This is a genomic window from Lentzea californiensis (assembly GCF_024648825.1).
In the GTDB taxonomy this organism is placed as follows: domain Bacteria; phylum Actinomycetota; class Actinomycetes; order Mycobacteriales; family Pseudonocardiaceae; genus Lentzea; species Lentzea californiensis.
In genome coordinates, this window is record NZ_JANBBE010000003.1 from 528,993 (window position 1) to 548,031 (window position 19,039).

Genomic DNA, 19,039 nt, shown 5'->3' on the forward strand with positions numbered 1-19,039 from the left:
CCAAGTAAATGAAGATTGTGTAAAAATGACGCCAGGGGAGGGGCTTATCTGTGATCGAAGATATGTATCCGTTGGCGCCCGTTCAGCAGGGCATGCTGTTCCACGTCCTGGAAGCGCAATCGGACAAGGGCGTCTACTGGGCGCAAGGGCTCTACGAGTTCGACGGGGTGCTCGACCTCGACGCCATGCGGCGCTCGTGGGAACTGGTGGTCGCCCGCCACGCCGTGCTGCGCACGGGATTCGTGTGGGAGGGCGTGCCCGAGCCGCTCCAGGTCGTCATGGGTGATCTCCAGGTGCCCTTCCAGGTGCACGACTGGACCACCGTGACCGACCAGCAGGCCGCGCTCGACGAGCTGCTCGCCCACGACCGCGCCCAAGGCTTCGACCTCACCCGGCCGCCCCTCATGCGCGTGCACGTCATCGTCGACGGCACCAGCCACCACCGGATGGTGTGGGCCCTCTACTCCGGGCTGTGCGACGGCTGGAGCGTGCCCGTCGTCCTCGAGGAGGTCGGCGCCACCTACGACGCCCTGTGCAGCGGCACGACCCCCGAACTCGAACCCGTCCGCCCCTACCGCGACTTCATCGCCTGGCTGGGCAAGCGCGACCGCGCGGAGGCGGAAGCCTTCTGGCGCGACTACCTGGCCGGCTTCGACGCCCCGACGGCGTTGCCCGTCGACCACTCGGTCCGCGACCACTGGGCCCAGGGACGCCGCCGCGCCGAGCTGCCGGAGGCCCTGACCACCTCGATCATGGACCTCGCCCGGCGCAGGCGCGTCACGCCGTCCACGGTGATCCAGGCGGCGTGGGTGCTGCTGCTGTCCGCCTACTCCGGTGACGACGAGGTCGTCTACGGCCTCACCGTGTCCGGCCGCCCGGCGGACCTGCCCGGCGTCGAGTCCATGGTGGGCGTCTTCATCAACACCCTGCCCGTGCGCGTGAAGGTGGCGTGGGAGCGTTCCTTCGCCGACTGGCTGGGGGAGCTGCAGGCGAACCAGGTCGCGGTGCAGCGCTACGAGTTCACCGCGCTCTCGGACATCAAGCGGTGGTCGGATCTGCCGCGCGGCAGCGGTGTCTTCGACAGCATCGTGGTGTTCGGCAACTACCCGCAGGCACTGCTGTCCGAAGAGGACGAAGAAAGCGACGGCGATGAGGACCGCTTCGGTGCCCTCGACTCCATCGAGCAGGTCAACTACCCGATCGCGTTCGCGGTCGACCTGGAGGACACGCTCAAGATCGAGGCCGAGTTCTCCACCGGAGCGTTCGACGAGGCCACCGTCGACCGGCTGCTCGACCAGCTGCAGGCCGTGCTGGCCGCCGCGGTCGCCGGTCCTGACCGGCCCGTGCGTGAAGTGACGCCGGCGCCGGTGACCGGCTGGGGCACGGGCCCCGCGTTCGACGAGCCGTACGCCGGCCTGGCCGAGCGGTTCCGGTCGGCTGTCACCGAGTTCGGCGACCGGCAGGCTGTTCGTGACGGCGACTCCGTGCTGACCTACGCCGAGCTGGGCGAGCGGGTGGCGCGGGTCGCGTCCGGCCTGCGCGCCGCCGGTGTGCGTGAGGAGACGCGGGTCGGCCTGTGGTTCGAACGATCCGCTGACCTGGTCGTCGCGATCCTGGCTGTGACGCGGGCGGGTGGCACTTACGTGCCGCTCGACCCCGCGTTGCCGCACGGCCGGCTGCGTGACGTGCAGACCGCCGCCGGCGTCGAGCTGGTGGTGTCCCGGGGCGACTACGCCCTGGACGGCCCGCGCGTCGTCGAGTTCGCGGACCTGGTGACCGGCCCGGCCGAATGGCCGGAACTCGTTGCCACGCCGGAACGTCTGGTCTACACGATGTTCACGTCGGGCTCGACCGGCGTGCCCAAGGGCGTCGAGGTCACCGAGGAGGGTGTTGTCCGCGTCGTGCTCGACCCCGCGGTGACCGCCGTGCCCGGTGACGTGGTCGCGCACATGGCCGCCGTGTCGTTCGACGCGTCGACCTGGGAGATCTGGACCGCGTTGCTGAGCGGCGCGACGCTCGCCGTGGCCTCCGCGAACCTGGCCGAGCGGCTGGACGTCGCCAAGCTCTTCGCCGACCACGGCGTCACGTTGTCGTTCATGACCACCGGTCTGTTCCACCAGTTGGCGGACACCGATCCCGGTGTGTTCGCGGGGCACCGCAAGGTCCTCGCCGGCGGCGAGGCGATGTCGCCTCTCCAGGCGCGCAAGGTGCTCGACGCGAACCCGTCCGTGGCGATCTACAACATGTACGGCCCGACCGAGTCCACTGTGTACGCGTCGTTCCACGACATGCACACCGGGCGGCTCGGTCCGTCGTCGGTCCCGATCGGCACCGCTTTGCGGGGCCTGCGCTTCTACGTGCTGGACCGCTGGCTCCAGCCGACGCCGGTCGGCGTGCCGGGAGAGCTGTACATCGGCGGCACCGGCCTCGCGCGTGGCTACGCGGGCCGGGCGGACCTGGCCGCGGAACGGTTCGTCGCCGACCCGTACGTGCCGGGTGCGCGGATGTACCGCACCGGTGACCTGGTGCGGTGGGGCGCGGACGGTGCGGTCGACTTCGTCGGGCGCACGGACGACCAGGTCAAGATCCGCGGCTTCCGCGTCGAGCCGGGCGAGGTCGAGCACGTGCTCGTCGGCCACCCGGACGTCGCCAACGCCGCCGTGATCGTGAACGACAAGCGCCTGATCGCCTACGTCGTGAGCACCACCGAACCGGCGGACCTGCGGCGCTTCCTCGCCGAACGCCTGCCGGAGTTCCTGGTGCCGTCGGCGATCGTGCCGCTCGGCGAACTGCCGTTGAACACCAACGGAAAGCTCGACGTGCGCGCGCTGCCCGACCCCGGCGCACCCGAGAGCACCTCCGCGTACGAACCGCCCAGCACCGATGCCGAACGCACGCTCGCCGAGGTGTGGTCGCAGGTGCTCGGCGTCGAACGGGTCGGCGTCCACGACAACTTCTTCGAACTGGGCGGCGACTCGATCGTCAGCCTCCAGATCGTCTCGCGGTCCCGTGCCGCCGGGCTGCGGCTGGAGATCGCCGACCTCTTCACCCACCAGACCGTCCACGAGCTCGCCGCCCGCGCCGGCACGTCCGAGCCCAGCTCGGCCGACCAGGGCACCGTCAGCGGCCCCGTGGCGTTCACGCCCATCCAGAGCTGGTTCCTCCGCGAGGACCTGCCGCAACGCGACCACTTCAACTGGTCCGGCATGTTCGAGCTGGCCCAAGGAACCGACGCGGACGCGATGCGGGCCGCGCTCGGCACCGTCGTCGCCCACCACGACGCCCTGCGGTTGCGCCTGAACGGCGACACCCAGGAGAACGCGCCCGCCGAGACCGCCGAACTCCTGACCGTGCTCAGGACGGACCTCGACGGCACGGCGCTGGACGAGGCCGTCACCGCGGCCATGACCACGGCGCAGACGTCGCTGAGCCTCACGGACGGTCCGCTGCTGCGTGCCGTGTACGTGGATCGCGGCGACAAGCCCGCGTGGTTCGGCCTCACCGTGCACCACTACGTCGTGGACGCGGTCTCCTGGAACGTCCTGCTGGAAGACCTCGACACCGCGTACTCCGCCGGTGCGCTGGAGCCGAAGACCACGTCGTACCAGGAGTGGGCCGCCGCACTGGAGGCGTTCGACCCGCAGGACGAGCTGCCCTGGTGGCGTGAGGTCGTCCAGACGGCCACGGCCGTGCCCACCGACCTCGACGGACCCAACACCGAGGACTCGACCGAGTCCGTCCGCATCGCGCTCGACGCGGACCGCACCTCGGTCCTGCTCACCCAGGCCCACCGCGCCTACCGCACCCAGGGCCACGAACTGCTCCTGGCCGCACTGCTCCAGGTCCTCGGACGGTGGACCGATACGGGTTCCGCCGCCATTGACCTGGAAAGCCATGGCCGTGAGGCGATCGCCGACGGCATCGAGCTCAGCCGCACGGTCGGCTGGTTCACCGCCATCCACCCCGTCGGGCTGCACCACGACGACCTCGGGGACGTCGCCGGTGTCATCAAGGCGGTCAAGGAACAGCTGCGCGCCGTGCCGCGCCGCGGTGTCGGTTACACCGTGCTGCGCGAGCGGGACGAGCAGCTCCAGAACGCCCTGGCACGCCCGGTCGTCTTCAACTACCTCGGTGGTGTCGACGCCGCGGAGGACGACGCCGTGGGCCTGTTCGCCCGCGAGCTCTCCGAGGACCTGTGCGGCCCCGCCGAAGGTGATGGCGGCCTGCGCTCGCACGTGCTCGGCGTCGAGGTCGTCCAGGCCGCCGACCGATCCCTGTCCGTGGAGCTGCAGTACAGCACCAACCTGCACGAACGTTCGACGATCGAACGGCTCGCCGAGGCCTACGTGGCAGCGCTCGCCGGCATCGTCGACCACTGCCGGTCCGGCGCGCACGGCCTCACGCCGTCCGACGTGGCCCTGGCGTCCCTCGACCAGTCCTCTTTGGACGCCCTGGTCGCGCGCACGCCCGGACTGACCGACGCCTACCCGTTGTCGCCGTTGCAGCAGGGCATGCTCTTCCACGCCGTCGAGTCACCGGACAGCGGCGTCTACTGGACGCAGGACGTGCGGGAGCTGACCGGCGATCTCGACGTCGACGCGATGCGCGCGGCCTGGCAGCTCGTGCTCGACCGGCACCCCGCGCTGCGCACCGGTTTCGTCTGGTCCGGTGTGCGCGAACCGCTCCAGGTCGTCGTGAGCGACGTCGAGGTCCCCTTCGAGGTGCACGACTGGTCTGACGTCACCGATCCCGACGCCGCCGTCGAGCAGTTGCTCGCCGAAGACCGTGCTCGCGGCTGCGACCTCGCCACCGCACCGCTGCTGCGCGTGCAAGTCGCCAGCGGACGCGGACGCCACTGGATCCTCCTGGCGTTCCACCACCTCTACGCGGACGGCTGGAGCATCCCGCTGCTGTGGGACGAGGTCACCGCCGCCTACCAGGGCGAGTCGCTGCCGCCGGTGCGGCCGTACCGCGACTTCATCGCGTGGCTGGCGCAGCGCGACTCCGCCGAGGCCGAGGAGTTCTGGCGCGAGTACCTCGCCGGGTTCGACTCGGCGACGCCGTTGCCGGTCGACCGGGCGGTGCGCGAGCACTGGGCCCAGGACCGGCGCGAGCTGGCGCTGCCCCGCGACGTCACGACGGCACTCGTCGCCCTGGCCCGCGACCGGCGGGTCACCCTGTCGACCGTCGTGCAGGCGGCATGGGCCGTGCTGCTGTCGGCCTACTCCGGCGAGGACGACGTCGTGTTCGGCCTGACCGTGTCCGGGCGCCCGGCCGACCTGGCCGGGGTGGAGTCGATCGTCGGCCTGTTCATCAACACCCTGCCCGTGCGCGTGAAGGTGGCGTGGCAGCGGTCGTTCGCGGACTGGCTCGGCGACCTGCAGGAGAACCAGGTCGCCGTGCAGCGGCACGAGCACACGCCGCTCGCCGACATCCAGCGCGTGGCCACCGGTGGCCTGTTCGACAGCATGCTCGTCTTCGGCAACTACCCGCAGGGCGAGGCGCCGGAGGAGGGCGAGGAGGACCCCGAGGAGCTGTTCGCCTCGACCGACTCGGTCGAGCAGATGCACTACCCGATGATCCTCGCCGTCGACCTCGAAGCGACCCTGAAGGTGGAGGCCAACTTCTCCACCGGCGCCTTCGACACGTCCACTGTGGAGCGTCTGCTCGGTCAGCTGGCCGAGGTGCTCACCGCCGTCGCCCGCCGGCCTGCCGCGGCCGTGCGCGAGGTGACTCCCGCGCCCGTGACCGGGTGGGGTCTGGGGCCTGTGCTGGACGAGCCCTTCATCGGGCTGGCCGAGCGGTTCCGCCTCTCTGCCGCGCGTTTCGCCGGCGAGGTGGCCGTGCGTGACGGCGACCGTGAGCTGACCTACGCCGAACTGGGCGAGCGCGTGGCTCGCGTGGCGTCGGGTCTGCGTGCCGCCGGTGTGCGTGAGGAGACGCGGGTCGGGCTGTGGTTCGAACGGTCCGCGGATCTCGTCGTCGCGATTCTCGCCGTGACGCGGGCGGGTGGCACTTACGTGCCGCTCGACCCCGCGTTGCCGCACGGCCGGCTGCGTGACGTGCAGACCGCCGCCGGCGTCGAGCTGGTCGTCTCTCGTGGCGACTACGCCCTGGACGCGCCGCGCCTCGGCGTGGCCGACCTGGCCGGTCTCGCCGCGGAACCCGAGGACCGGCTGGTGCCGTCGTTGCCGGAGCGGCTCGTCTACACGATGTTCACGTCGGGCTCGACCGGTGTGCCCAAGGGCGTCGAGGTCACCGAGGAAGGTGTCGTGCGGGTCGTGCTCGACCCGGCGGTCGCCGCACACCCCGGCGATGTCGTGGCGCACATGGCCGCGGTGTCGTTCGACGCCTCCACGTGGGAGATCTGGACGGCGTTGCTGAGCGGTGCGACGCTCGCCGTGGCACCCGCGAACCTTGCCGAACGGCTGGACGTCGCCACGTTCTACACGACGCACGGCGTCACGTTGTCGTTCATGACCACGGGTCTGTTCCACCAGCTGGCGGACACCGACCCCGGTGTGTTCTCGGGGCACCGCAAGGTCCTCGCCGGTGGCGAGGGCATGTCTCCGGTCCAGGCGCGCAAGGTCGTCGACGCGAACCCGTCCGTGGCGATCTACAACATGTACGGCCCGACCGAGTCCACTGTGTACGCGTCGTTCCACGACATGCACACCGGACGGCTCGGCCCGGCCACCGTGCCCATCGGTGACGCCCTGCGCGGTCTGCGCTTCTCGGTCCTCGACCGCTGGCTCCAGCCGACGCCGGTCGGCGTGCCGGGAGAGCTGTACATCGGTGGCATCGGCCTGGCCCGCGGCTACGCGGGTAGGGCGGACCTGGCCGCCGAGCGGTTCGTGCCCGACCCGCACGTGCCTGGCGCTCGGATGTACCGCACCGGTGACCTGGTGCGGTGGGGCGCCGATGGCGCGGTCGACTTCGTCGGTCGCACCGACGACCAGGTCAAGATCCGCGGGTTCCGGGTGGAGCCGGGCGAGGTCGAGCACGTGCTCGTCGGACACCCGGACGTCGCCAACGCCGCCGTGGTCGTTCGTGAGCTGCCGCAGGGCAAGCGTCTCGTCGCCTACGTCGTGGGCACCGCCGAGCCGGCCGATCTGCGCGCGTTCCTCGGTGAGCGGCTGCCCGAGTTCCTGGTGCCTTCGGCGATCGTGCCGCTCGACGAGTTGCCGTTGAACAGCAACGGAAAGCTCGACAAGCGCGCGTTGCCGCTGCCCGAGGCACCGGAGTCCGCGAGCCACGAGGCACCCGGCACCGACGTCGAACGGGCCCTCGCCGCGGTGTGGTCGGAGGTGCTCGGCGTCGACCGCGTCGGCGTCCACGACAACTACTTCCAACTGGGTGGCGACTCGATCGTCAGCCTCAAGATCGTCGCCAGGGCGCGGGAAGCGGGCCTGGAACTGAAGATCGCCGACATCTTCACGCACCAGACCATCCAGCAGATCGCCGCCCACACGGGCGTCGCCACCACCACGGCGGTCACCGCGAAGCCGCTGGCCGACCTGGAGCCCCTGCGGGCACGGGTGCCGGACCTGGTCGACGCCTACCCGTTGTCCCCCATGCAGCAGGGCATGCTCTTCCACGTCCTGGAGGCGCCCGCCGACACCGCCGTGTACTGGGCGCAGGACGTGCGCGAACTGCGCGGACCGCTCGACGTGGCGGCCATGCGGGAAGCCTGGCGCACCGTCGTCGGTCGTCATCCCGCGTTGCGCAGCGCGTTCGTGTGGGAGGGCGTCGAGGAACCGTTGCAGGTCGTGGTCGGTGGGGTCGACGTGCCGTTCGAGGTGCTCGACTGGACCTCCGTCGCCGATCCCGGTGCCGCGCTGGACGACCTGCTCGACGCCGACCAGCGGCGCGGGTTCGACGTCACGACGGCGCCGTTGTTGCGGGTGTACGTGGCCGACCGGGGCGACCGCCAGTGGGTCGTGTTCACGTTCCACCACCTGTACCTCGACGGCTGGAGCATCCCGCTGGTCTGGGACGAGGTGTTCGCCGCCTACCGGGGGCAGTCGCTGCCGCCGGTGCGCCCCTACCGCGACTACATCGCCTGGCTCCAGGAACAGCCCTCCGCCGACGACTTCTGGCGCGAGTACCTCGACGGCTTCACCTCGCCCACGGCGCTGCCGGTCGACCGCACCACCCGTGTGCACTGGGAGCAGGGCAGGCGCCACCGCGAACTGCCCGAGAGCGTTGCCCTCGCGCTGGAAGGGCTGGCGCGACGTGAGCGCGTCACGATCAGCGCCGTCGTGCAGGCCGCGTGGGCGTTGCTGCTGGCCTCGCACAGCGGCGACGACGACGTCGTCTTCGGCCTCACCGTGTCGGGACGCCCGGCCGAGCTGGCCGGTGTCGAGTCCATCGTCGGACTGTTCATCAACACGCTGCCCGTGCGGATCAAGGTCCCCGGCGACCGCACGCCGTTCGACCAGTGGCTGCGGACCGTCCAGGACGGACAGGTCGCCGCGCAGCGGTTCGAGCACTCGCCGCTGGTCGACATCCAGCGCGTGGCCGGGGTGCCGAGGCTGTTCGAGAGCATCGTCGCGGTCCAGAACCTGCCCGGCGGGTTCGACGACGGTGACGGTGACGACGACACCGATGAGTTCGACTCACCCGCGCTGCTCGAACAAGGGCGCTACCCGCTGAAGCTCGTCGTCGACGTCGACGGCCAGCTGGCACTGCTGTGCGAGTACTCCACGGGCGCGTTCGACGACGCCACCGTCGAGGCGCTGCTGGACCAGCTCGAACGCATCCTCACCACGGTCGCCGCGGTGCCCGGCACGTCCGTGCGGGAGATCGCCCTGCTCGACGCCGCCCAGCGCGCCGAGGTGCTCGGGTGGAGCTCGTCGGAGTCCCGCGAGATGCCGGCGGCCCACCTGGCCGAGCTGTTCGGCCGTCAGGTCGCGGCGCACCCGGACCGTCCGGCACTGCGCGGCGGCACCGAACTCACCTACGCCCAGCTCGACCGCAGGGCCGCGGGTGTCGCGGAGTGGTTGCGCGCCAACGGTGTCCGCGCGGGCACCAGGGTCGGGCTCCACCTGGACCGCGGCCCCGAGCTGATCATCGCGATGCTCGGCGTGATCGGCGCAGGCGGCAGCTACGTCCCGCTGGATCCGGCCCAGGGCACCGCCCGGCTCGCCCAGATGATCGGCACCGCCGGAGTCGGACTCGTCGTCACGGCAGGGGAGTGGCCTCTCGACATCCCGCGGGTGCGCGTGCTCGACGCGAACGTGCTCGACCTGCCTGAGGCAAAGGGATCCCTGCCCGTCGCCGGCGGGCTGGACAGCGAGCTGTACGTGCTGTTCACGTCCGGTTCGACGGGCGTGCCGAAGGGCGTCTCGCTGACCCACGAGGGCGTGGCCAGGGTCTGCACCGACCCCGCCGTGCGCGTCGAGCCCGGCGACGTCGTCTCGCACCTCGCCGGCATCGGCTTCGACACCGGCGCGTTCGAGATCTGGCTGGCGCTGCTCAACGGCGCCACCCTCGTCGTCGGTCCCGCGGACCTCGCCGAACGGATGGACGTCGGCAAGTTCCTGCGAGAAAACGGCATCACCGCCTCACTGCTCACCACCGGTCTCTTCCACCAGCTGGTCGAGACCTCGCCCGACGTCCTCGACGGCCTGCGCCTGCTCGTGGTCGGTGGTGACGCCCTGCAGGCCCAGCACGCCCGCACGGCTCGCGAACGCCGTCCGGACCTGCGCATCGTGAACGCCTACGGGCCCACCGAGACCACCATGACGTGCACGATCCACACACTCGACGACATCGGCGCGCAGGTGCCCATCGGCAGGCCGTTCGCGGGCATGCGGGCCTACGTCCTCGACCCGTGGCTGCAGGTCGTGCCGGCGGGCGTGGCGGGCGAGCTGTTCGTCGGCGGCCCCGGCGTGGCCCGTGGTTACGTCGGCCGCGCTGACCTCACGGCGGAGCGGTTCGTCCCCGACCCCGCGGGATCCGGGGATCGCCTGTACCGCACCGGTGACCGCGCTCGCTGGCGCTCCGGCGGCACGCTCGAGTTCCTCGGCAGGGCCGACGAGCAGGTCAAGATCCGGGGCTTCCGGGTCGAGCCCGGCGAGGTCGAGGCACTGCTGGGCACTCACGACGACGTGCGGGCCGCGGCTGTCGTGGCCACGTCGTCCGGAACCGGCAAGCGCCTCGTGGCCTACGTGGTCACCAGCGCCGGCACGGCCGAGCTGCGCACGTTCCTGCGCGAGCGGCTGCCCGACTACCTGGTGCCCTCGGCGTTCGTCGAACTCGACGCCCTTCCCCTGACGCCCAACGGCAAGCTCGACCGCCGGGCCCTGCCGGAACCGGCGGCGCCGGAGTCGGACGGCGCGTACGTCGCGCCGCGCACCGACGCGGAACGGGCGCTGGCGGGCATCTGGGCGAAGCTGCTGGGCGCCGACCGAGTCGGCCTGCACGACAACTTCTTCGACCTGGGCGGTGACTCGATCGCCTGCCTCCAGGTGGTGGCACGGGCGCGTGCCGCGGGCTTCGGCCTCGCGGTCGCCGACCTGTTCACACACCAGACGGTCGCCGAACTGGCCGCCGTGACCACGACCGCCCCCGTGCTGGTCGAGGAGGGCCCGGTCACCGGACCGGTGCCGCTGACGCCCATCCAGCGGTGGTTCACCAAGGCCGCCATCGACGACCGGAACCACTGGAACTGGTCGGGGCTCTTCGAGCTCGAGCCGGACGTCGACGCCGCCAGGCTCGCCGCCGCGCTCAACACCGTCGTGACCCACCACGACGCCCTGCGCACCCGCCTGCACCACGGGCCCGGCGGCTGGCAGCAGCACGTCGTCGAGCCGGGCGAGGCAGCGGCGTTCACGGTGGTCCGAGGCGACGTCCAGGAACACATGGACGCGCTGCAACGTTCGCTGGACCTCGCGAACGGTCCTCTCGTGGCCGCGGTCCTGTTCGACCGCGGCGAGGAACCGTCGTGGCTCGGCCTCGTCGTGCACCACCTGGTGGTCGACGGCGTGTCGTGGAACATCCTGCTGGAAGACCTCGACGCGGCCTACCAGGGCGAACCCCTCGGGGCGAAGACGACGTCGTTCCGGCGGTGGGCCGAGTCCGTCGTGACCTTCGCGGACAGCACCGAGGTCCGCGACGAGCTGCCGTACTGGCTGGAGCAGGCGGAGACCGCGTTCACGCTGCCGGTCGACGCCACGGGTGCCAACACCGAGGAGTCCGCCGCCGTCGAGGAGGTCACCGTCGGCGCCGCGGGGCTGCCGAACGCGAAAGTCCTCGACGTCGTCCTGGCCGCGCTGCTGCAGACGCTGGGGGAGTGGGCCGGCACCGGCACCGTCGTCGTCGACCTCGAACACCACGGCCGCGAAAGCCTGGCACCGGGCACGGACCTGTCCCGCACGGTCGGCTGGTTCACCTCGGTGCACCCGGTGGTGCTCCGGCACGACGACCTGGGCGACGCCGCCGGAGTCGTCGCCGCGGCGAGCGAAAGCCTGAAAGCCGTGCCACGGCACGGAGTCGGCTACGGCGCGCTGCGCCACCTGACGGCCGAAGACCCGGAGGTGCTTCGCCTCCGTGCCGCACCAGACCGTCAGATCAACATCAACTTCACGGGCGGTTTGGACGCCGCCGTGAACGACGACGAGGTCAGGGGCCTCATCGTCGACGAACTACCGGGTGACCTGTGCGGCGAGAGCACCAGCCGCGGACTGCGTCCGTACGCGCTGCACCTGGAGATCGAGCGCACCGACGAGGGAGAGCTCCTCGTCGAATGGCACCACAGCACCAACTTGCACCGCACCGAGACCGTGCGACGGGTCGCATCCCGCTTCCGGGAAGCCGCAGAGGCCCTGATCGCACACCTGAACCTGAAATAGAGGGAGCAGTCCGTGTCCACGCCGAAACGGATCTACAACCTGTCGTCAGAAGAGGCCGCCGAGGCCGAGAACCTGACGCTGCGCATTGCCAAGGAGTACTCGGGCCCGGCGGACGAGCAGTTGTTGCGCGACCTGCCGCTGCTCGCCGCCGAGCTGCCCGTGGGCCAGCGCCGCTTCCTGCGCGACTTCGCGCTGGAGGACGAGCTGGGCTACGCGGTGGTCCGCGGTCACAACATCGACGACGCGCGCATCGGCCCAACGCCGCAGCACTGGCGGGGCCGGCCCACGCCGACCCCGGAGTTCGCCGAGGAGGTCCTCCTGCTGCTGCACGGCTCCCTGCTCGGTGAGCCGTTCGGCTGGAAGACCCAGCAGGACGCCCGGCTCGTGCACGACATCTTCCCCATCCAGGGGTTCGAGACCGAGCAGATGGGGATCGGCAGCACCGACACGCTCACGCTGCACACCGAGGACGCGTTCCACCCGTGGCGCGCCGACTACCTGCTGCTGGAGTGCCTGCGCAACCCCGACGAGGTCGCGACGATCGTGTCCGAGCCCGACCTGCGGTCGCTCGACGCCAAGCACCTCCAGCTGCTGCACGAGCCGAACTTCCTGATCCGGCCCGACGACTCGCACCTGGCCAAGCACAACGAGACCAAGGGCGTCGATGCCGAGTTCTCGGAGATCGCCGAGATGAAGGCCGACGACAACCGCGTCGCCGTCCTTTATGGATCGCGCGAGCACCCGTACATCCGCATCGACCCGTACTTCATGGAGACCCCCACGGACCCCGCCGCACGCGAGGCACTGCAGGCGGTCAGCGACCTCCTGGAGGCGTCGTGCCTGGACGTCGCACTGACGCCGGGTGACGTCCTGATCATCAACAACCACCGCCTCGCGCACGGCAGGCAGGCGTTCCAGGCCCGTTACGACGGCACGGACCGCTGGCTCAAGCGGGTCAGCATCACGACCGACCTGCGCAAGTCCCACGAGCGGCGCGCCTCGGCGACCGCCCGCCTCATCTGACGGATACGGAAGTCATGCCGAACCCGCTCCACAGCCTCCCGCCCACCGCCAAGGGCATCCTCGCCGTCCTGCGGGTCCTGCCACGGGTCAGCCGGCCGCGCACGGTGCTCCTGGCGGGCGGCGTGGTGGTGGGCGCGGTCCTGCCCATCGGGATCGCCGTCCTCACCGGTCTGCTGATCGGTGCCATCCCCGACGCCGCGCGCGACGGTGCGGACTCGGCCGCCACCGGCCGGGTGGGCACCCTGCTGGTCGCGGTCGCGGTCGCGATCCTCCTCGAGCGCCTGACGTCCCCGCTGCTGCGGGCGGCGGTGTCCACGCTCGGCCGCGACCTCGACCGGTACCTGCAGGAGATCGTCCTCACCGCGCTGGGCAAGCCCAGGGGCATCGCTCACCTCGAGGACTCCGACGTGCTCGACGAGGTCCGCATCGTGCGAGGTCTCGGCATGAGCGCGCACCGTCCGGGCCAGACCGTCGAGGCGCTGCCCGAGGTGCTCACGTCGTGGTTGCGGGCCATCGGCTCGGCGGCCGTGCTCACCTGGTTCCACTGGTGGCTCGGCCTGGCGTGGCTGGTGATCTGGCCGATCATCGTCTACCGGATGCAGCGCGACTACCTGCGCGTCGGCGAGGAGGGGTTCGGACAGAGCGCCCAGCTCCGCCAGGCCGAGTACGCCAGGGACCTCGCGCTCGATCCGGGCCCGGCCAAGGAGGTGCGCCTCTGGGGCGCCCTCGACTGGCTCGTCACGCGGTTCGACACGTTGTGGCAGGCGGGGATCGGCCCGATCCGCAAGGCGCGCCGCCCGCGTCCGGGCATGGTGATCGGCTCCGCGTCCGTGATCCTGGTGATCAACGTGCTGTCCTACGGCCTGCTGGCCTACGCGGCGGTGCAGGGCGACCTGACGCTCGCCGCCCTGGCCGTGTTCGTGGAGGCACTGGCCAACGCCAACGAGTACGCGGTCGGCGACGAGCACCTGTACCTGTCCAACGCCGCCGTCACCGTGCCGAAGCTCCTCTCGCTGGAGAAGCGGCTCGCCGACGGCGCGCCACCGCAGACCGGGCTTCCGGTCGGTGCGGACGTGCCCTCGCGGGAGATCCGCTACGAAGGGGTGTCGTTCCGATATCCCAGCGGCGAACGCGACGTCCTGGCAGGACTGGACCTGGTGATCCCCGCCGGGCAGTCGCTGGCGATCGTCGGTGACAACGGCGCGGGCAAGACGTCGCTCGTGAAGCTGCTCGCCGGTTTCTACGAACCCACCGGCGGCAAGATCAGCGTCGACGGCGCGGACCTCGCGAGCCTCGACCCCGGGGAGTGGCGCAGGCGGGTGGCGGTGCTGTTCCAGGACTTCACCCGCTACCACCTGCCGGTGCGCGACAACATCGGACTCGGTGCCGTCGAGCACGCCGGTGACGAGGACATGCTGCGCCGCGCCGCCGAACGGGCCGGGATCGGCGACCTGATCGAGTCGTTGCCGAACGGCTGGGACACGGTCCTGTCGCAGACCTACACCGAGGGCGTCGACCTGTCCGGCGGGCAGTGGCAGCGCGTCGCACTCGCCCGCGCGATGTTCGCCGTCGAGGCGGGCGCCAAGGTCCTCGTGCTCGACGAGCCCGCGGCGGCACTCGACGTGCGGGCGGAAGCCGAGCTGTACGAACGGTTCCTGGACCTCACCCAGGGGCTCACCACGATCATCATCTCGCACCGCTTCTCCACCGTGCGGCGCGCGGACCGGATCGTGGTCGTGTCCGACGGCCGTGTCATCGAGGCCGGCGGCCACGACGAGCTGATCGATCGCGACGGCCGTTACGCCCACCTGTTCCGCCTGCAGGCGGAGCGCTTCCAGCCGACGGGAGGAGGCACCGATGCATGACACCTGGCGGGCTTTCGTCACCACCATCAGCTTCGGGTTCCGCGCGGCGCGCTGGCACGCGGTCTTCCAGATCCTCACGGAGATCGCGCTCGCGCTCACCGGGCCCCTGATCGCTTACAGCGCCGGCACCCTCGTCGACGCCGCCCGCGATCGCGACCTGGACACGGCGCTCACCGCCGGGTTCGGCATCGCCGCCGCCACCGGGCTGCTCATCGTGGCCCAGTACTACAACGCGCACTGCGTGTTCGCGGTCCTCGAACGCACCCAGGCGCTGTCCGACCGGACGCTGATGCGCCTGCTCGGCGGGATCGGAAGCCTTGCCCCGTACGAGAACCCGAAGTACCTCGACCAGATCCAGCTGCTGCGCGAGGAGCGCGAGAGCCTCGCCGAGATGACCAACGCGACGGCCGGTCTGATCAGCGCGTTCGTCGGCTTCGGCGCGACGGCGCTGCTGCTCGCTCAAGTCCACCCCGCGCTCATCTCGCTGGCGCTGCTGGCGTTCATCTCGTTGTGGATCACCAGCCGGGCCAACGACATCGCGGCCGACGCCCAGGAGGACACCGGCGAACCCGAGCGGTTGCGCCGCCACCTGTTCGACATCGGCACGACCGCCGGTGCGGGCAAGGAGCTGCGCGTCTTCGGGCTCACCCGCGAACTGGTCCGCCGGCACCACCAGGTCTCCGACGAGGTGCTCGGCACGCGCAACGCCGCCGCCTGGCGCGGTGCCGTGCTCAAGAGCATCGACGCGGTGATCAACGCGGCGGGGTTCTTCGGTGCCATCGCACTGGTGGTCTGGCTCGCGGTCCAGGGCAGGGCCACCCCCGGCGACGTCGTCCTGGTCGTCGCGCTCACCATCGAGATGGCCGCGGTCGTCGCCTCCTCCGTGGGCTACAGCGGCGACTTCCTGTGGTGCCTCAAGCAGGCCCGGCGCTACGTCTGGCTCGAGCGGTTCGCCGCGTCCGAGGTCAAGCGGACGGAAGAGCCGGCCGCGCCGCCGGCGTCGCTGAGCCACGGCATCGACCTCGTCGACGTCACCTACCGCTACCCGGCCAGCGAGCGGACCGTCCTCGACGGCGTGTCCCTGCACCTGCCGGCCGGGTCCGTGGTCGCGCTGGTGGGGGAGAACGGTGCCGGCAAGTCGACGCTCGTCAAGCTGCTGTGCGACTTCTACCAGCCGGACGGCGGCGAGATCCAGGTCGACGGCGTCGACCTGCGCACCATCCCCAGTGCCGAGTGGCGGACCCGGCTCACCGGTGCCTTCCAGGACTTCGTCGAGCTGCAGTTCGCGGCCCGCGAAACCGTCGGGGCGGCGGACATCGGCCGGATCGACGACGACGCCGCGTTGCACGGGGCTCTCGCCCGAGCCGGGGCGACGTCCGTTGTGGACGGTCTGCCGCGCGGCCTCGACACCCAGCTCGGCCGGTCGTGGGAAGGCGGCGTCGAGCTGTCGGGAGGCCAGTGGCAGAAGCTGGCGCTCGCCCGCGGACTGCTGCGCACCGACCCGTTGCTCGCGGTCTTCGACGAGCCCACCGCCGCGCTCGACCCGCAGACCGAGCACGCGCTGTTCGAGCGCTTCGCCGAGGCCGCCCGGGAGGGAAAGCAGCGGGGAACGGTGACTCTTCTGGTGTCACACCGCTTCTCGACCGTGCGCATGGCCGACCTGATCGTCGTCCTCGACGGCGGCCGCATCCGCGAGATCGGCAGTCACGAACACCTCATGGCCCACCCCGACCTCTACGCCGAGCTGTACGACCTGCAGTCCTCGGCCTACCGCTGAAAGGAGTCGCCCTTATGAAGTTCGAACCAGCGCCACTCGAGGACTGGATGCGTCTCTACTACTTCGCGGTGGACGACGACATCGGCAGCAGCGGGGTCGAGGACTACTCGCTCGCGGAGCTGCGCGCGTTGCTCGGCATCGGGAGCGACGAGCTCGACGCCGTCGTGTTCCGCGACAGCACGTCGTTCGGCAGTGAGGAAGTGCGCACCGCGATCGCCGCGCAATGGGGGACCGGTGACCCCGACAAGGTCATGGTCACGCACGGCGGCAGCGAGGCGATCTACCTCGTGCTGAGCACATTGCTCGAACCGAGCGACGCCATCGTCGTCACCGAGCCGACCTATCACACGCACACGTCGATCGCCCGGTCCATGGGGTGCGAGCTGCGCGTGTGGCCGTTGCGCCCGGAGAACGGCTTCCGCCCGGACCTGGACGACCTGCGCGCGGTCGTCGACGGCGCCAAGGCCGTCGTCGTGAACTTCCCGCACAACCCGACCGGCGCGTCGCTCACCCCGGAGCAGCGCGACGAGTTCGTCGCCATCTGCGCGGAGGCGGGCGCGTACCTGGTGTGGGACCAGGCCTTCCGCGAGATGGTCATCGAGGGCGAGCCGCTCGTCGACCCGGTGCACGACTACGACAAGGCCATCTCCATCGGCACGCTGTCGAAGGGCTACGGCCTGCCGGGTCTGCGCGTCGGCTGGGCGATCGGGCCCGAGGACGTCCTGCGCGGCACCCTCGACCTGCGCGACCGCATGACGTTGCACCTTTCGCCGTTGGTCGAGCTGCTCGCCACCCGCGTCGCCCGCAACGCCGGCCTGCTGGTCGGCCCGCGCATGGAGCAGGCCCGCCGCAACCTGGGCCTGCTGCGCCAGTGGGCCGCCGACCACCCCGACCTGATCGACCTGCCGGAACCGATGGGCAGCGCCAGCACTTTCCCGCAGCTGCTCGGCCACACCGACACCACCGGCTTCTGCCACGACCTGGCCAGGGAGCACCGCACGCTCCTCGTCCCCGGGTCGTGCTTCGGGGACCCGACCCGTGTCCGGCTGGGTTACGGCGGCCCCACCGCCTCGTTCACCCGAGGCCTCGAAACGCTCGCACTCGCAGGGGAGAAGGCCCGTGTTCAGAATTGACCTGTCCGCATCCGACATCGCCGAGGCCGGCGCACTCGTGGCCTCGCTGGCCGAGCGCTACCGCACCGTCGAGGACCCCGCGTTCGTGCGCGAGGCCACGATCATCGCCCACGAACTGCCGCGCGCCCTGCGTGCCGGCCTGCTGGAGTTCCGCCTCACCGAGCCCCACCCGTTGTGCGTGATCGGCGGTTACCCGATCGACGACGAGCGCATCGGGCTCACGCCGGCGCACTGGAAGGACTGCGGCGGCGAGGGCAGGCCGACCCTGGCGGAGGACCTGTTCTTCTACCTCTGCGCGTCGCTGCTGGGCGACCCGATCGCGTGGTCCACCCAGCAGGACGGCCGGCTGCTGCACGACGTGTTCCCCATCAAGGAACACCAGTACGAGCAGCTCGGCTCGGGCAGCGAGGAGCTGCTCACGTGGCACATCGAGGACGCGTTCCACCCGATGCGCACGGACTACGTGGGCCTCATGTGCCTGCGCAACCCCGACGGCGTCAACACCACGTACGGCTCGCTGGAAGGCATCGACCTGCCGGCCGACGTGGTCGAGGTGCTGCGCCAGGAGCGCTTCCCGATCCGCCCGGACCGCTCGCACCTCGCCGAGAACCGCCAGAACGACGGCGACGAGCAGCTGCGCCGCCTGCGCGACCGCAGCTACGAGTGGATCACCGGCCTGGACGCGAACCCGGAGCCCATCGCGGTGCTGTTCGGCCCGCAGGAGAACCCGTACCTGCGCCTCGACCCGTACTTCATGGAGGTCCCGGCCTCCGACCCCGAGGCGGCCGCCGCGCTGGACACGATCGTCAAGGCGATCGACGCGAACATCGCGGGCTACGCCCTGAAGCCCGGCGAGGTCCTGTTCCTCGACAACTACCGCGGCACGCACGGCCGTGAGCCGTTCACGGCCCGTTTCGACGGCACCGACCGCTGGCTGACCCGTCTGAACATCGCCCGCGACCTCCGCAAGTCGCGTGCCCACCGCCGCAGTGCCGACGACCGCACCATCTACTAGTCAGGAAAATCCCATGCGCACGAGCCCTTTCGACGATGAGGACGGCCGCTTCTTCGTGGTCGTCAACGACGAGGGCCAGCACGCCCTCTGGCCGGCCACGCTGGCCACCGTTCCCGACGGCTGGACCGTCGCCCACGGCGAGGACACCAGGCAGGCCTGCCTCGACTACGTGAACCAGCACTGGACGGACATGCGGCCGCGCAGCGTCCGGGACCAGCTGGACCGGCAGGCCGCCGGGAGGTGACGGGACGGCGCGGCCTCGCCGGACTCCGGTGAGGCCGCGCCCGACGTGACCCGCCTGGGGTGCCCGGTGTGCCTCGGTGTGCGGGCATGTCCGGCGTACCCCGGTGACGCTGTCTCCGGGGTACGCG

At 71.0% G+C, this 19,039-nt stretch carries 7 protein-coding genes; all 7 read left to right on the top strand.

All coding sequences use genetic code 11. The features are described 5' to 3' along the window. The first annotated feature begins 50 nt into the window (after nt 1-50). The 7 genes from LX88_RS16595 to LX88_RS16625 are packed head-to-tail and all read left to right on the top strand — an operon-like array spanning nt 51 to nt 18,912. Complete coding sequence (locus tag LX88_RS16595) at nt 51-11,855, top strand: non-ribosomal peptide synthetase (protein WP_258948673.1); 11,805 nt, start codon at nt 51-53, stop codon at nt 11,853-11,855. Nucleotides 11,856-11,867: 12 nt separating this feature from the next. Further along, nucleotides 11,868-12,878, top strand: coding sequence for a guanitoxin biosynthesis L-enduracididine beta-hydroxylase GntD (gntD, locus tag LX88_RS16600; RefSeq protein WP_258948674.1), 1,011 nt, complete (start codon nt 11,868-11,870; stop codon nt 12,876-12,878). A gap of 14 nt (nt 12,879-12,892) precedes the next feature. After that, nucleotides 12,893-14,743, top strand: coding sequence for an ABC transporter ATP-binding protein (locus tag LX88_RS16605; protein WP_258948675.1), 1,851 nt, complete (start codon nt 12,893-12,895; stop codon nt 14,741-14,743). Beyond that, the gene (locus LX88_RS16610) at nt 14,736-16,520 is read left to right on the top strand and encodes an ABC transporter ATP-binding protein (protein ID WP_258948676.1); all 1,785 of its coding nucleotides are present in this window, start codon (nt 14,736-14,738) and stop codon (nt 16,518-16,520) included. The genes LX88_RS16605 and LX88_RS16610 overlap by 8 nt, the downstream gene beginning before the upstream one ends. 14 nt (nt 16,521-16,534) lie before the next feature. After that, on the top strand, nt 16,535-17,653 hold the full coding sequence (gene vioD / locus LX88_RS16615) for a capreomycidine synthase (RefSeq protein ID WP_258948677.1): 1,119 nt from the start codon (nt 16,535-16,537) through the stop codon (nt 17,651-17,653). Next, nucleotides 17,640-18,668 (top strand): guanitoxin biosynthesis L-enduracididine beta-hydroxylase GntD, encoded by a 1,029-nt coding sequence (gntD, locus tag LX88_RS16620; protein ID WP_258948678.1) that lies wholly within the window; start codon nt 17,640-17,642, stop codon nt 18,666-18,668. Before vioD ends, gntD (LX88_RS16620) begins: the two co-directional genes overlap by 14 nt. 13 nt (nt 18,669-18,681) lie before the next feature. Next, nucleotides 18,682-18,912 (top strand): MbtH family protein, encoded by a 231-nt coding sequence (locus LX88_RS16625; protein WP_090064109.1) that lies wholly within the window; start codon nt 18,682-18,684, stop codon nt 18,910-18,912. The last annotated feature ends 127 nt before the right edge of the window (nt 18,913-19,039 follow it).